The 13,423-nt window shown below is 43.5% G+C and carries 12 protein-coding genes; 9 read left to right on the forward strand and 3 right to left on the reverse strand.

The window, feature by feature from the left end; genetic code table 11:
• The first annotated feature begins 8 nt into the window (after nt 1-8).
• The 3 genes from ACIFOD_RS07235 (at nt 9) to ACIFOD_RS07245 (ending at nt 4,922) form a co-directional block, all read left to right on the forward strand.
• Complete coding sequence (locus ACIFOD_RS07235; RefSeq protein WP_430314074.1) at nt 9-1,082, forward strand: tetraprenyl-beta-curcumene synthase family protein; 1,074 nt, start codon at nt 9-11, stop codon at nt 1,080-1,082.
• 343 nt (nt 1,083-1,425) lie between these two features.
• On the forward strand, nt 1,426-3,810 hold the full coding sequence (locus tag ACIFOD_RS07240; RefSeq protein WP_430314084.1) for an immune inhibitor A domain-containing protein: 2,385 nt from the start codon (nt 1,426-1,428) through the stop codon (nt 3,808-3,810).
• Between the two features lie 107 nt (nt 3,811-3,917).
• Entirely contained in the window at nt 3,918-4,922 is a 1,005-nt protein-coding gene (locus ACIFOD_RS07245; protein ID WP_430314075.1) for an LLM class flavin-dependent oxidoreductase, read from the forward strand.
• Nucleotides 4,923-4,969: 47 nt separating this feature from the next.
• On the opposite strand, the gene ACIFOD_RS07250 is transcribed toward ACIFOD_RS07245, so the two are convergent.
• Both ACIFOD_RS07250 and ACIFOD_RS07255 read right to left on the reverse strand, forming a co-directional pair.
• On the reverse strand, nt 4,970-5,542 hold the full coding sequence (locus ACIFOD_RS07250; RefSeq protein WP_430314076.1) for a class I SAM-dependent methyltransferase: 573 nt from the start codon (nt 5,540-5,542) through the stop codon (nt 4,970-4,972).
• Nucleotides 5,539-6,495, reverse strand: a complete 957-nt coding sequence (locus ACIFOD_RS07255; protein ID WP_430314077.1) for a TIGR01212 family radical SAM protein — start codon at nt 6,493-6,495, stop codon at nt 5,539-5,541. Before ACIFOD_RS07255 ends, ACIFOD_RS07250 begins: the two co-directional genes overlap by 4 nt.
• Nucleotides 6,496-6,705: 210 nt before the next feature.
• Here ACIFOD_RS07255 and ACIFOD_RS07260 point away from each other — a divergent pair, with 210 nt between their 5' ends.
• The 3 genes from ACIFOD_RS07260 to ACIFOD_RS07270 all read left to right on the forward strand — a co-directional run bounded on the left by ACIFOD_RS07260 (nt 6,706) and on the right by ACIFOD_RS07270 (nt 8,503).
• Complete coding sequence (locus tag ACIFOD_RS07260) at nt 6,706-6,999, forward strand: YtzC family protein (RefSeq protein WP_113969827.1); 294 nt, start codon at nt 6,706-6,708, stop codon at nt 6,997-6,999.
• Nucleotides 6,996-7,160: a glycogen biosynthesis protein GlgD gene (locus ACIFOD_RS07265; RefSeq protein ID WP_299739435.1), complete on the forward strand. Its 165-nt coding sequence runs from the start codon at nt 6,996-6,998 to the stop codon at nt 7,158-7,160. Before ACIFOD_RS07260 ends, ACIFOD_RS07265 begins: the two co-directional genes overlap by 4 nt.
• 155 nt (nt 7,161-7,315) lie before the next feature.
• On the forward strand, nt 7,316-8,503 hold the full coding sequence (locus ACIFOD_RS07270; RefSeq protein WP_430314078.1) for an MDR family MFS transporter: 1,188 nt from the start codon (nt 7,316-7,318) through the stop codon (nt 8,501-8,503).
• Nucleotides 8,504-8,847: 344 nt separating this feature from the next.
• On the opposite strand, the gene ACIFOD_RS07275 is transcribed toward ACIFOD_RS07270, so the two are convergent.
• Entirely contained in the window at nt 8,848-9,357 is a 510-nt protein-coding gene (locus ACIFOD_RS07275) for a cupin domain-containing protein (RefSeq protein ID WP_430314079.1), read from the reverse strand.
• A gap of 174 nt (nt 9,358-9,531) precedes the next feature.
• Here ACIFOD_RS07275 and ACIFOD_RS07280 point away from each other — a divergent pair, with 174 nt between their 5' ends.
• The 3 genes from ACIFOD_RS07280 to ACIFOD_RS07290 all read left to right on the forward strand — a co-directional run bounded on the left by ACIFOD_RS07280 (nt 9,532) and on the right by ACIFOD_RS07290 (nt 13,305).
• A complete protein-coding gene (locus ACIFOD_RS07280) occupies nt 9,532-10,893 on the forward strand; it encodes a sigma-54 interaction domain-containing protein (RefSeq protein ID WP_430314080.1) in 1,362 nt (453 codons plus the stop codon).
• Between the two features lie 297 nt (nt 10,894-11,190).
• Nucleotides 11,191-12,513, forward strand: coding sequence for a GntP family permease (locus ACIFOD_RS07285; protein ID WP_113969822.1), 1,323 nt, complete (start codon nt 11,191-11,193; stop codon nt 12,511-12,513).
• 15 nt (nt 12,514-12,528) lie between these two features.
• On the forward strand, nt 12,529-13,305 hold the full coding sequence (locus ACIFOD_RS07290; RefSeq protein ID WP_430314081.1) for a 3-hydroxybutyrate dehydrogenase: 777 nt from the start codon (nt 12,529-12,531) through the stop codon (nt 13,303-13,305).
• The last annotated feature ends 118 nt before the right edge of the window (nt 13,306-13,423 follow it).

Genomic DNA, 13,423 nt, shown 5'->3' on the forward strand with positions numbered 1-13,423 from the left:
TGGTAAAGGTGTCGATCCCAAGTGATCCCTTTTCGTTAATGACAAGAGTATACCGAAATGTTTTTCCGATTGTTCATAAAGAATTAGATGAGTGGAAGAGACGGGCAGAAGCGATCCCCAATCAGGAACTAAGAAGTCAGGCCCTTGCCAGTATCGAACATAAAACGTTTCACTGTGAAGGTGGATCGATCCTTTCCCTGCTGGCGCTGGACAAAAAAGAAGACACGATTCAATTTATCGTTGCCTATCAAACGATAAGCGATTATTTGGATAATCTGTGTGATCGAAGCGTTTCCCTGGATCCCGACGATTTTGCCCTTCTTCATCAATCCATGAAAGACGCCTTGACGGTGGGTGCTGAGCCTGCCAATTACTATGCTTTAAGGGCCGATCAGGATGACGGGGGGTATCTGAGGGATTTAGTGCTTACCTGTCAGTCTGTACTTGAATCATTGACCCACTATGATAGCATCCAAAAGGATCTTATACAGCTTTGTGAATACTACTGCGACTTGCAGATACATAAACATGTAAAAAAAGAGGAAAGGGTGGGAAGGCTGCAGAATTGGTTTGAAACCCACCGTTCGAACCTTCCGGAAATGAATTGGTACGAGTTTTCCGCCTGCTCCGGATCGACACTTGGCATCTTCTGTTTAGTGTCATACGCGTGCCGAAGCGATTTTCAGCCATCTTATACTGAAAAAATCAAACAAGGATATTTTCCATACATTCAAGGCTTACACATTCTTCTTGATTACTTCATCGATCAGGATGAGGATCATGAGGGGGGAGACTTGAACTTCTGCTATTATTACGAGGATGATGAGCATTTAAAAGAACGTCTGCTTCATTTCCTTCAGAAAGCAGACGAACACACCCATGAACTGCCCCATGCCAATTTTCACCGCCTGATCAACAAAGGTCTCATAGGCGTCTACCTGTCAGACGATAAGGCAAACAAACAAGAAAAAGTACAATCCTTCTCCAAAGAATTCATCGCACAAGCCGGCTGGATCACCAGATTCTTCTACATCAACGGAAAAATCTACCGCAAATGGAGAAATCGGAAAAAAACATCCTGAAAAAGAGGGACGGACCTTCGAAACAAGTTTCGAAGGTCCGTCCCTTTTTTTGTCTGTTTTATCAAACTATAGTCGGGAGTTAATATACTAAATTCGACCTTAAATACCATATATATACAAATAATATTCGTTGCCATCTTTCAATTTATGACAATTTACCCATCTTTAATATAGCGGAATATCATACTATTTAACTAAAAATATATTATTTCGTAATACTAAATAACTAATGTATTCTGAAAATATTTACTTTTCAGAATAATGGAGTATATTTTAATTAGTGTAAAAATTTAGTACATAACAAGAGGGGGAAACGTGTTTGAAATCTCGTAAAGTATTATCGATGGCCATGGTCGCGGCATTAAGTGTAGGGGCATTTGCTGTACCTGCATCAGCTGCAACCACAGTGCCTGAAAATGTGTTAGCGAAGCCGACGGTGAAACAAGATCATAAACATGGAGGGCCTTTTGATTTAGGCATTGCGAATGACGAGCGCCTGATTGAAATGCTGAAGGAAGAAGGCAAGATCAAGCAAAATGCGACACCTGCCGAAGCGGAAAAAGCATTGCAAAAGTTCCTGAAAGCGAAAGCGGAATCTGCTGAAAAAGAAGCGGAAGAAGGCGAACTACACGGTGAAGAAGCAGAAGCGAAGTCTAAGCTTCAAAAAGAAATGAAGAATAACAGCTTGACGTCAGGTAAGGGAAATAAGCTTGGACAAGCTAAGAAGAATGCACCGGCTTCTGTGGAAGAAGCAGCTTATAATGGAGAGAAAAGAACGGATGACGTGTTAGTTCTTTTAGTAGATTATCCTGATAAGCCTCATAATACATTAACTCCGGATGAAACTGATATGTATTACGATGATGAGGATGCTTATTCTAGAGCACATTATCAAGACATGTTATTCGGGACTGGTGGTTGGACAGGCCCAGACGGTAAAACCTATGTTTCCATGAAGCAATATTATGAACAACAGTCAGGTGGAAGCTATTCTGTGCAAGGTGAAGTTGCAGGTTGGTATACGGCAAGTAAGCCAGCTGCAGCATATGGTGGCAATGACCCACAACCCGATGGTAGTGACGTGAATGCAAGAGGCCTTGTAAAAGAAGCTTTAGAGGCAGCAGCTGCAGATCCGAATGTAGACCTTGCTGACTATGACAAATGGGATCGATATGATCTAGATGGGGATGGAGATTATCTTGAACCGGATGGACTTGTTGATCACTTAATGGTTATTCACTCTGGTGTCGGTGAAGAAGCAGGTGGAGGATCTTTAGGGTCAGACGCAATTTGGTCTCATCGTTGGAACCTAGGTGGTATTTTCCCAATCGCAGGTTCTCCGTCACCTGAAGTGGATTATTGGGGTGTAGGAACAATGTATGCTTATGACTACACGATCGAACCTGAAGACGGTGCTGTCGGAGTTATGGCCCACGAATTCGGTCATGATTTAGGTCTTCCAGACGAATATGATACACAATACTCAGGTACTGGTGAGCCGGTAAGCTACTGGTCCATCATGGCAAGCGGAAGCTGGGCCGGGGATATTCCTGGTACTCAGCCTACTGGATTCAGTCCTTATATGAAGGAAATGCTTCAGTCTTCTGCTGTAGTGGATAGTGCAGGTACTGAAGGAAACTGGCTGTCTGGATCAGAAATTGATTTAGAGGATGTTACTAGTAAAGGAATGGAAACACTCCTTGACGAAGCAAACACGAAAGGAACAAACAACGACGTAGTCAAAGTAAATCTTCCGCAAAAAGAAACAGTCATCAATGAGCCGGCAAGCGGTGAATTTGAGTACTTCTCAGGAAGTGCTGATGACCTACACAATTATTTAACTACTACTGTGGATTTAACGAATGCTACATCTGCTGAGTTCAATTTCAAAGCTTGGTATGACATCGAGAAAGATTGGGATTATGCATATGTAACGGTAAATGGTGAGCCTATTGCTAGTGACATTACTACAAATGAGGATCCATATGATGTTAATGCAGGAAATGGTATCACAGGCTCTTCTGACGGTTGGATAGATGCTTCATTCGATTTGTCTGATTATGCAGGAGAAGAAGTTGAGGTAGCCATTGAGTACGTAACAGACGGAGCAGTTTCAAATCCTGGTCTATATGCAGATGATTTATCTGTAGTGGTCGATGGACAAGAAGTATTGTTTGATGACGCTGAAGGCGACGCTGAATTCAATTTAGACGGCTTCACGAAAAACGACGGTATCAAACGCTCAGACCACTACTACCTACTGGAATGGCGCAGCCACAACGGTGTAGATGAAGGTCTTGCCAACATCCGCCGTGGTGCAAGCATAATGAAATATGATGGTGGTCTGGTAGTATGGTATGTTGACAAACAATTCAGCGAAAACTGGACAGGAACTCATCCTGGAGATGGATTCGTCGGGGTTGTCGATGCAGACCAAAAGACAAATTATTGGAGCGATGGTACAGTTGGATCGACTCGTTACCAGGTACACGATGCTGCATTCAGCTTAAATAAATCTGAGAAAATGTTCTTGGATTACTCTGGTATTACCGGTATCACGATGAAAGACAACCACACTAAACGTAACCCATTATTTGACGATAGTGCGGATTACAGCAACAAAGGTATGGTAGACGCCGGACGTAACGTACCAAATTACGGATTGAAATTCCGTGTGGTAGGCCAAAGTGCTGACGGTACTGTAGGTAAGGTATTACTGTACAAATAATTCAAAACATCAAAGGGTGACTGCCATCTCGGCAGTCACCCTTTAAGCATGTTAGTGGACATTTTTTACTACTGAATTGATAATAATACTCACATCAATTAAAGGAGATGTCCATTTTGAAGCTAAGTGTTTTAGATCAATCACCCATTTCAGAAGGAATGAGCCCACAAGAGGCTTTACATCATACAGTACAATTAGCACAGCATGTCGAGAAGTTGGGATTCGAACGTTTCTGGGTATCCGAGCATCATGATTCAACGGGACTTGCGGGTTCCTCCCCGGAGGTGTTGATCGCCCATCTGGCACAGAATACGTCAAGAATCCGTGTTGGTTCCGGAGGGGTGATGCTTCCTCATTACTCTTCTTATAAAGTAGCGGAGAACTTTCGATTGCTTGAAGGGCTGAACCCGAATCGGATTGACTTAGGCCTCGGGAGGGCACCTGGCGGAATGCCGATGGCAACGATGGCCCTGCACGACGGGAAGCCTAGGGACGTCAATCGATATCCTGAACAAATCGATGATCTGCTGGGGTACTTAACCGATTCATTACCGGATACCCATCCCTATCAAGGATTAACGGCAGCACCGATAATTGAAACGATGCCGGAAGTATGGATGCTCGGTTCAAGTCCATCCAGTGCGATGCTGGCGGCACAAAAAGGATTACCGTATACCTTTGCCCAGTTTATTAATGGGGAAGGCGGCCCTCAATATACGCAGGCTTACAGAAATAACTTTGTTCCTTCCGAATACCTGAAGGAGCCAAAGAACATCGTAGCCGTGTTTGCTATCTGTGCTGAAACGGATGAAGAAGCAGAAAGAGTCGCATCCAGCATAGACTTAGCGATCTTAATGATTGAACAAGGCATGCGTTCAAACGGGACACCAAGCCCTGAAAAAGCGGCTGCTTATCAATACACCCCATTTGAAGAAATGAGAGTACGGGAAAATCGCAAACGCATGGTGGTGGGAAATCCTAAAAAAGTGAAAGAACAACTACTTTCACTCAGTGAACAGTACGAAACAGATGAAATCATGCTCGTCAGTATCACCCATGACTTTCAAGATAAACTCAAATCATTTGAATTAATTGCTAAGGAATTATTATAGAAAATAGGGACGGACCTCGAAAAGGTCCGTCCCTATTTTTACTATTTTCATCTCTTCTCCAATGCCACAATGAACGGCGGATTATTAAGCTGGTTCATGAATTGGTATCTCAGGACATGAACATAGTTTTGATCCAGTCTTTCAACATAGCGAAGGATGTAATCTCTCTCTACCGCACCCTCAGGATGTCCGTGATAAATGACAAGGACGAGGATCCCTTCAGGTGCCATCATTTCCAGGATTTGATTCAAGGCGAGTATCGTGGTTTTCGGACGGGTAACGATATCCTTGTCACCGCCAGGTAGGTATCCAAGATTAAATACTGCCCCCGTCACTTTCCCGTGGTGCAATGGAGGAATGACGTTCATCACTGTCTCGTGCCCTTGATGAAAGAGTGTCACCCGGTGAGCAAGATCATGGGTGATGAGCTGTTCTTTTGTGTTTTCAATAGCTTCCTCTTGAATGTCAAAACCGTATACCCGGCCATTTTCTCCTACTAACCGAGCCAGGAATAAGGTGTCATGTCCATTTCCGAGTGTCGCGTCTATTGTAATATCTCCTGGTTTGACAACCCGTTCCAGAAGCTCTCTCGCAAAAGGTAAGATTCGATCTAATTTCATGTTTTCACATCCACTTTATAGTATTTTCCCTGCCAGCTGTCCCGGCGTTTAAGTTCATCATCAATGGCGTTCAATACACTCCATTTATTCACGCTCCACATCGGTCCGATCATCAGGTCGATAGGTCCGTCCCCCGTAATGCGGTGAACGATCATTTCCGGTGGAATGACTTCCAGCTGATCGCAAACCAATTTTACGTAATGATCGAAATCCATGAAGTCGAGCAGTCCTTTTTCGTATTGCTTGACCATGGGAGTTCCTTTTAGAAGGTGCAGGAGATGAATTTTGATCCCCTGGACGTCAAGCTTGGCCACTTCACGTGCGGTTTCCATCATCATTTCTTCATCTTCTTGAGGAAGTCCGTTAATAATATGGGAACAGACCCGTATACCGTGTTTTCTTAATTTATTGACTCCTTCGACATAGCACTGATAATCGTGGGCCCGATTGATCAACGAGGCGGTTTTTTCGTGAACGGTTTGCAGGCCCAGTTCTACCCATAAGTAGGTTCTTTCGTTCAATTCAGCTAAATATTCGACTACATCGTCAGGAAGGCAGTCCGGACGGGTAGCGATAGAAATACCTACAACATCCTCTTGTTCGAGAACGGATTCATATTTCTCTTTTAGCACATCAACAGGGGCGTGAGTGTTGGTGAAGGCTTGGAAATACGCCATATACTTACCGTCTTTCCACTTCTTGTGCATTCTTCCTTTAATGTCATTGAATTGCTTTTCTAAAGAGTCGACCCTGCTTCCGGCAAAGTCCCCTGAGCCGGCAACACTGCAAAAAGTACAGCCGCCATGGGCGACCGTGCCATCCCGGTTCGGGCAATCGAAGCCGCCATCCAAAGCAACCTTAAAGACTTTATGTCCAAAGTGATTTCGTAAATGGTAGTTCCACGTATGATATCGTTTTAAATCTGTGGCATATGGAAATGGGTTTGTCGTCATGACAAACACCTCCTACGTTTCAATGTGTAAAAAAAAGTATGTATGGCTCAAAGAGATTTTAACATGAACACGGGGTCAAATGTATCCTGCATAGAGAAATAGGTGAAGATTACCACTTCTGAAACGGGCAATCAGGTTCAAACTAAGATGGAGGAGAGTAAGGATGGGACCTTCCTCTTCTTTATTCTATACGTCAAGGAGGTAGTCGAAATGGCAACAAGAAATTCGGTTGATGAATGCATTCAAAAGTGTGAAGATGCCATTCGTTACGCTCAAGAACAATATAAATCCGGGACACAGCAAGAGCATTACCACGATGTGGAATACACTCAAGCCATGCAGCAGCTTGAAGAAGCGGTGAATGACGTTGCTCATTTGGCCAATAGCGCCAACTCTCAACAGCGTGAACAATTGCATCGAATGAGACTTCAGCTTCAGGCGTTACAAAATGAGATGATTTTGTTAGATCATGATCCAAATGTAGTAGGAGGTAAATTACATTGACCACACGTTCTGATAAAAAAAACCCTGAACAAAAGACCCGCAGTGATTTCCGTAATTTAGATACAGAATTCGGGGCTGAAAACAATCCTGTCAAAGCTGCGAAAAAGCGTTACGAAAAACAGGGACAGCCTGTTAAATCCGATCATCATAACGGAAAATAATGGACAGAAACCAGGTGCTTTTTACATACGTGCACCTGGTTTTTTTAGTTGTGAAAAAGGACATCTATTTTGAGAAATAATTCTTGCCACCTTTCACAAAAAAGAGTAAAATCCTTTTGGGACTCGAAATAAAATGGTGGAAAGGGGGCAGAATCATGCCCAAATCATTATGGTTGCTTGTCATTGGAATGATGGTGAATGTGACAGGTGCCTCTTTTTTATGGCCACTTAATACCATTTATCTACATGAGAATTTAGGGAAGTCACTGTCTGTAGCGGGAATTGTGCTGATGATGAACGCTGGAGCAAGCGTCATCGGAAATCTGATCGGGGGAACACTTTTTGATAAGCTTGGTGGATACCGCTCGATATTAGTAGGGATTTCGATTACCTTGACTGCACTCATCGGGATGAATATTTGGCATGGCTGGCCTCACTATGTGGTCTTTTTGACCATTGTTGGATTTGGCTCAGGGATCGTCTTTCCTTCCATGTATGCCATAGCAGGTTCGGTATGGCCTGAAGGTGGACGGAAAGCATTCAATTCCGTCTATGTGGCGCAAAATATTGGAGTTGCCGTTGGAGCCGCATTAGGAGGATTCGTCGCCTCGTTTTCCTTTAACTATATATTCTTAGCGAATCTTAGTATGTATATCGTCTTTTTCTTCATTGCCTTATTGGGTTATCGAAACATTTCCGTTAACGGTCATCAAACATCCGTGTTGAATGAGTCTAAGGTGATAAGGGATAAATCGAAACTGAAGGCACTGCTCTTCATTTGTGTGGCCTATTTATTATGCTGGATGGGCTATGTACAATGGCAATCCACCATTGCAACGTACACCCAGGAAATCAATATTTCCTTGAAACAATATAGCTTATTGTGGACGATCAATGGAGCATTGATTGTGGTTGCACAGCCACTTTTATCGAAAGCCATCAAGCGTTTTGAACATAATTTAAAGCTTCAAATTATGATTGGGACGATTATTTTCATGGTTTCGTTCGCAGTGGCTTCGATTGCCGATCAATTTCAATGGTTTGCCATTGCGATGATCATTCTGACGATTGGTGAAATGCTCATATGGCCGGCTGTTCCTACCATTGCTAACTCACTGGCTCCAAAAGGGAGAGAAGGGTTCTATCAGGGAATCGTCAACAGTACAGCAACAGGAGGAAGAATGATCGGACCGTTTATCGGAGGAGTATTAGTCGACTTATTCAGCATGCAGGTACTGTTTATGACGTTGATCGCTTTCTTCATGGTCTCATTAGTCATTACGAGTCAATATGACCGTCCGTTGAAAAAGAAAAGCCCAGTCTCCGTATCGGTTCAACAATAAAGAAAACCCCAATGAGGATTCATTGGGGTTAATTCCATATAAAAAGGGCTCCCGTTTCCTACGGAAGCCCACTTGCAAAAAATTGAGGCGAGAGATCAGCAAACGCCACATCGTTTGTTGTCACAAGGACGTGATCCCCGACTTACACAATTCAGCTCATCGCTATAATAGAATAGCATAGGACTTATAAGAAAACAAGACTATTTTACAAAAAATAATCTAATCAGTTAGATTATAGGAAGTTTTAGAAATATTTATAGTCGTTTCTAAGAAGCATTACTATAGAAAAATAGGAATGGGAAAAAATCGAATAAAAACGTAACGATTGAACGCAGAACTTTAAGTTAAACCTTTTTCTTGAGCCAATATTTTATGAGTGGACCCGTATTTCCAAACACAGGGTCCAATGATGGACACGGAACGTTCTTAATTTCAATTAGAACACCTGGCCGTTCTCGTAATGAACCTTTTTTTAAATTATAATCATCCCCGTTCGGATAAGCTCCTGCGACTTTAAAGTCGGGACTTGCGGATAATTTCTTATGTCCTGTCCCGGCTGGAAGGATGATCACATCACCTTTATGAACCGTCACTTCCTCGCCCATTTCGCCGCCTAATTGAACCGTTGCCTCACCTTCCATAACCCCTAATGCTTCATGTGCATTACTATGGTAATGGTGGTAATCATATATGCCATTTGTCCAACTATTGAGCCACTGATTTCTGTTGAAGAGCTCTTCGGCGTCATGAGGATGATCAAGTGCATTCCGGTAAATGATTACGGGCAGGTCCGGGTTGTTCGGGATGATTCCATCGTCTTCGAAATAAAATATTTTCAGTTCTGCGATTTTCATCCTTTCATTCCTCCATTCATTGTTAAGAAGTTTCCCTAATTCCGTATAAATTAAACCGATTCTCCACTAGTAATTGAAAGATTGGCAAACCGTTTTCATTTCCGCAACGAAGGTGATTGTATGTGCTACTATAGATGTATATGTTCTCTTTCAAAAACAGAGGAGGCAAAGGAAATGAGCAGCTTATTAAAAAAGGTATCCGTCGAAATGATTGAAATCATTCTTGAGAACGCTTTCGAATGGTTGGTCGTCGTTGATAACGAAGGCACGATTATTTATATAAATGACAATTACTGTCGCTTTCTAGAGGTTGAGCGTAATAAAGCGATTGGCTCACATGTGACTAACGTCATCGAAAACACACGCATGCATATTGTTGCGAATAGTGGCAAAGAGGAAGTGGCAGACCTTCAATATATAAAAGGGAACTATATGATCGCCAATCGAATTCCGATTCGGGTTGATGGCAAGGTGATAGGAGCATTTGGATCTGTGATCTTCCGGGACACGAGTGAATGGATGCAAATGAGTTCTCACGTAAAGAACATGATGTCTAAAATTCAAAGTTACATTCAAGATATCAATACAGGCGTGAAATACACGCTGAATGATATTATCGGTGAATCACCCGGGATGAATAAATTGAAGGACAAAGCTCAAATGATCGCCCCCAGTGACATTTCGATCCTGATCAGAGGGGAGAGTGGAACGGGTAAAGAACTGTTCGCCCATAGTATTCACCAGTTGAGCGAAAGAAGCGGACAACCTTTTATTAAAGTGAACTGCGCGGCGATACCGGAGCAGCTACTGGAATCAGAGCTATTCGGTTACGAAGAAGGAGCTTTTACAGGAGCGAAAAAGGGTGGTAAAAAAGGGAAGTTTCAGCTGGCTCATAAGGGGACACTATTCCTTGATGAAATTGGGGACATGCCTCTCAACATGCAGGCGAAGCTTCTCAGGGCTTTACAGGAAGGGGAGGTCGAGGCCGTCGGTTCAACAAGGATTCAGCATGTGGATGTCCGCATCATCGCCGCAACGAACCGTCCCCTTGAAAAAATGATGGAAGAAAAACGATTTCGAAGCGACCTGTACTATCGTATTAATGTAGTCCCTTTTCAAATTCCCCCACTCCGTGAGCGGAAAGAAGATATCGAGAATTTGGCTGCCTTTTTCTTGGAAAAATCCACAAAATCATCGGGGAAACGGATCCAAGGATTTGAAAACGAAGTGATCCAGATTTTTCGTTCCTATAGCTGGCCCGGGAATCTGCGTGAATTAGAGAATGTCATTAACGCCTCCACCTATTTGTCTAATGAAAGCTGGATTTCTCTTCAGTCACTGCCTTCTTATATGAAGGTTGGAAACTTATATGATGTCGGCTCTAAAACATTAAAAGAAATTCTTGAAGAAACGGAGAAATCCGTGTTGACTCAAAGCTTGCAAACTCATCAGCACGATAAACGAAAGGTCGCAGAGACACTGGGGATAAGTAAATCAAGCTTGTATGAGAAATTAAATAAATATCAGCTTTTATGATAGGGTTGTGCCGGCAGTCCGGAAATATGGAAAACAGTCCATATTTCCGGACTGTTTTATTTTTAGTGCAAATATGTACATTTCGTGACTAAAACGGTGAATTTGTCCAGAATCCTGGAATTCTTATATTTTGTGGGTGAGAAAAGGAGTGATTGATTAGTAATCTGAAAGTTGGCACAATTATTGCATGTATTCTATTTGAAAGTATTTTATGGAAAGGAGAGAAGAAGGTTAGATAAAAATGTAAACGATTTCATTTTGCGTTGATCATCTTTAGAGAACAAAGGGGGAAATATCATGTTAAGCATGATCGGTCTTATTGGAGGACTCATTTTATTAATCTTTTTAACGATGAGGGGCATGAACATATTGATTGTTGGTCCCATATCGGCTTTATTCGTCGCAGTGTTGAGTGGTATGCCGCTCTTTCCGCAGTTAGCGGGAGAGGGGGAAGCGAATCTCGTTTCAAACTATATGTCAGGCTTTACAAGCTTCGTCGCTGCCTGGTATCTGATGTTCTTATTGGGTGCCGTTTTCGGAAAAGTGATGGAAGACAGCGGGGCCGCTGATAGTGTCTCACGGTTTGTAGTAGAAAAACTGGGGATGAAGTATGCCGTGTTCGCCATTGTGCTTGCCTGTGCGGTTTTAACATACGGGGGAGTCAGTCTCTTTGTAGTGGCATTCTCTGTTTATCCTATGGCCGTTAGTTTATTTAAACAAGCGGATCTGCCACGCCGTTTCATTCCTGCGGCATTAGCATTCGGGTCGGTCACGTTCACGATGACTTCTGCAGGTTCACCTGAGATCCAAAACTGGATCCCGATTGAATATCTGGGGACAACACCATATGCAGGCTGGGAAGTCAGCTTGATCGTTGCCGTGTTTATGGCGGTGTTTGGCTACTGGTGGTTAAAACGTATGATCACCAAAGCAGTCAATAAAGGAGAGAAGTTTCATTCACGTGAAGAAGATCCGGTCATTGATGAGGGAAGACCTTTACCTAATCCGTTCATGGGATTGGTGCCATTATTAGTCGTCCTTATCCTGGCTTTCACTTTCCACGATTCTTTAAAACAATCCGCTCTTATCATTGCCTTATTAGGTGGTGTGATTTCGGCTTACGTGTTAAATCGCAAATATTTCAAAGGCTTCTGGGGTGCTGTTTCCGAAGGTACGGTTGGAGCATTGATCGCCATAGGTAACACAGCGGCCGTCGTTGGATTCGGAGGAGTGGCCAAAGCCGTTCCAGCCTTCAGTACAGCCGTTGATGTCATGACGAATATTCCTGGATCCCCATTGATCGGTGGAGCCATCGCCGTCAGTGTGATAGCAGGGATGACCGGTTCAGCTTCCGGTGGTCAAGCGATCGCATTGCCGATCCTCGCTCCTCACTATGTTGATATGGGTGTGAATCCTGAAGCCCTTCACCGGGTAGTCGCGATATCTTCAGGAGCACTGGACTCATTGCCGCACAATGGATATGTCGTGACGACGATCCGCTCGATCTGTAATGAATCACATGGAGAAGCGTATGGTGCGGTAGGTGCAGTAACCGTCATTGTCCCACTTATCGGTTTAGCATTAGCGATTCTTTTATTCTCATTTGGCGTAGGGATCTAAGAAAGGAGTATCATCATGGTTGAAAATAAAGTTGTATTCATAACAGGGGCAGCGCAAGGGATCGGGTACGAAATCGGAAGAGAATTCGCTGCTAATGGAGCAAATGTCGTCCTGACGGATCTGCAGGAAGACACCGTTCAAAAAGCCTCTGAGGCCCTTAAGGCAGAAGGATATGAAGTTCTTGGACTGCGCTGTGACGTGACATCGGAATCGGAATTAAAAGAGGCAATCTCTAAAACGGTGGATCACTACGGGAAGCTGGATGTCTTAATCAATAATGCAGGACTACAACATGTATCCCATATTGAAGAGTTCCCGACAGAGAAATTTGAACTTCTCATAAAAGTCATGTTGACCGCTCCATTTGTCGCGATCAAGCATGCCCTGCCTCACATGAAGGAGCAGGGATCGGGACGGATCATCAACATGGCCTCCATTAATGGCTTAGTCGGTTTCTCCGGCAAAGCAGCCTATAATTCTGCCAAACACGGAGTCATCGGCCTCACGAAGGTAGCGGCATTGGAAGCGGCACAGGATGGAATTACCGTGAATGCGGTTTGTCCTGGGTACGTGGACACTCCCCTGGTTCGCAATCAGCTGGGGGACCTTGCAAAAACGCGCAATATACCGTTTGAAAGAGTGATAGAAGAAGTCATCTATCCTCTCGTACCGCAGAGAAGATTACTGGATGTCAAAGAAATTGCAGACTATACCATGTTCCTATGCAGCGACGCAGCCAAGGGAATTACCGGGCAGGCAGTCGTGCTGGACGGCGGGTATACGGTTCAGTAGCCTGGTGGAGGAGAAACGACCTTTTAGGAGGTCGTTTCTTTTATTGGGTGAGGTTGAAATGGTGGCGATTTATGGTGAGTCTTTATTTGGTGTAAAAAGTCAAGTCCTTAATAATGTG

Origin of the sequence: Rossellomorea sp. NRS-1567, assembly GCF_050467885.1 — a bacterium.
In the GTDB taxonomy this organism is placed as follows: domain Bacteria; phylum Bacillota; class Bacilli; order Bacillales; family Bacillaceae_B; genus Rossellomorea; species Rossellomorea aquimaris_C.

Excerpts from the sequence above, each read along its gene's own strand:
- ACIFOD_RS07240 (WP_430314084.1), top strand. The coding sequence starts at position 1,426 with ATGGCCATGGTCGCGGCATTAAGTGTAGGGGCATTTGCTGTACCTGCA.
- ACIFOD_RS07245 (WP_430314075.1), top strand. The coding sequence starts at position 3,918 with ATGTCCATTTTGAAGCTAAGTGTTTTAGATCAATCACCCATTTCAGAA.
- ACIFOD_RS07250 (WP_430314076.1), bottom strand. The coding sequence starts at position 5,542 with ATGAAATTAGATCGAATCTTACCTTTTGCGAGAGAGCTTCTGGAACGG.
- ACIFOD_RS07255 (WP_430314077.1), bottom strand. The coding sequence starts at position 6,495 with ATGACGACAAACCCATTTCCATATGCCACAGATTTAAAACGATATCAT.
- ACIFOD_RS07260 (WP_113969827.1), top strand. The coding sequence starts at position 6,706 with ATGGCAACAAGAAATTCGGTTGATGAATGCATTCAAAAGTGTGAAGAT.
- ACIFOD_RS07270 (WP_430314078.1), top strand. The coding sequence starts at position 7,316 with ATGCCCAAATCATTATGGTTGCTTGTCATTGGAATGATGGTGAATGTG.
- ACIFOD_RS07275 (WP_430314079.1), bottom strand. The coding sequence starts at position 9,357 with ATGAAAATCGCAGAACTGAAAATATTTTATTTCGAAGACGATGGAATC.
- ACIFOD_RS07280 (WP_430314080.1), top strand. The coding sequence starts at position 9,532 with ATGAGCAGCTTATTAAAAAAGGTATCCGTCGAAATGATTGAAATCATT.
- ACIFOD_RS07285 (WP_113969822.1), top strand. The coding sequence starts at position 11,191 with ATGTTAAGCATGATCGGTCTTATTGGAGGACTCATTTTATTAATCTTT.
- ACIFOD_RS07290 (WP_430314081.1), top strand. The coding sequence starts at position 12,529 with ATGGTTGAAAATAAAGTTGTATTCATAACAGGGGCAGCGCAAGGGATC.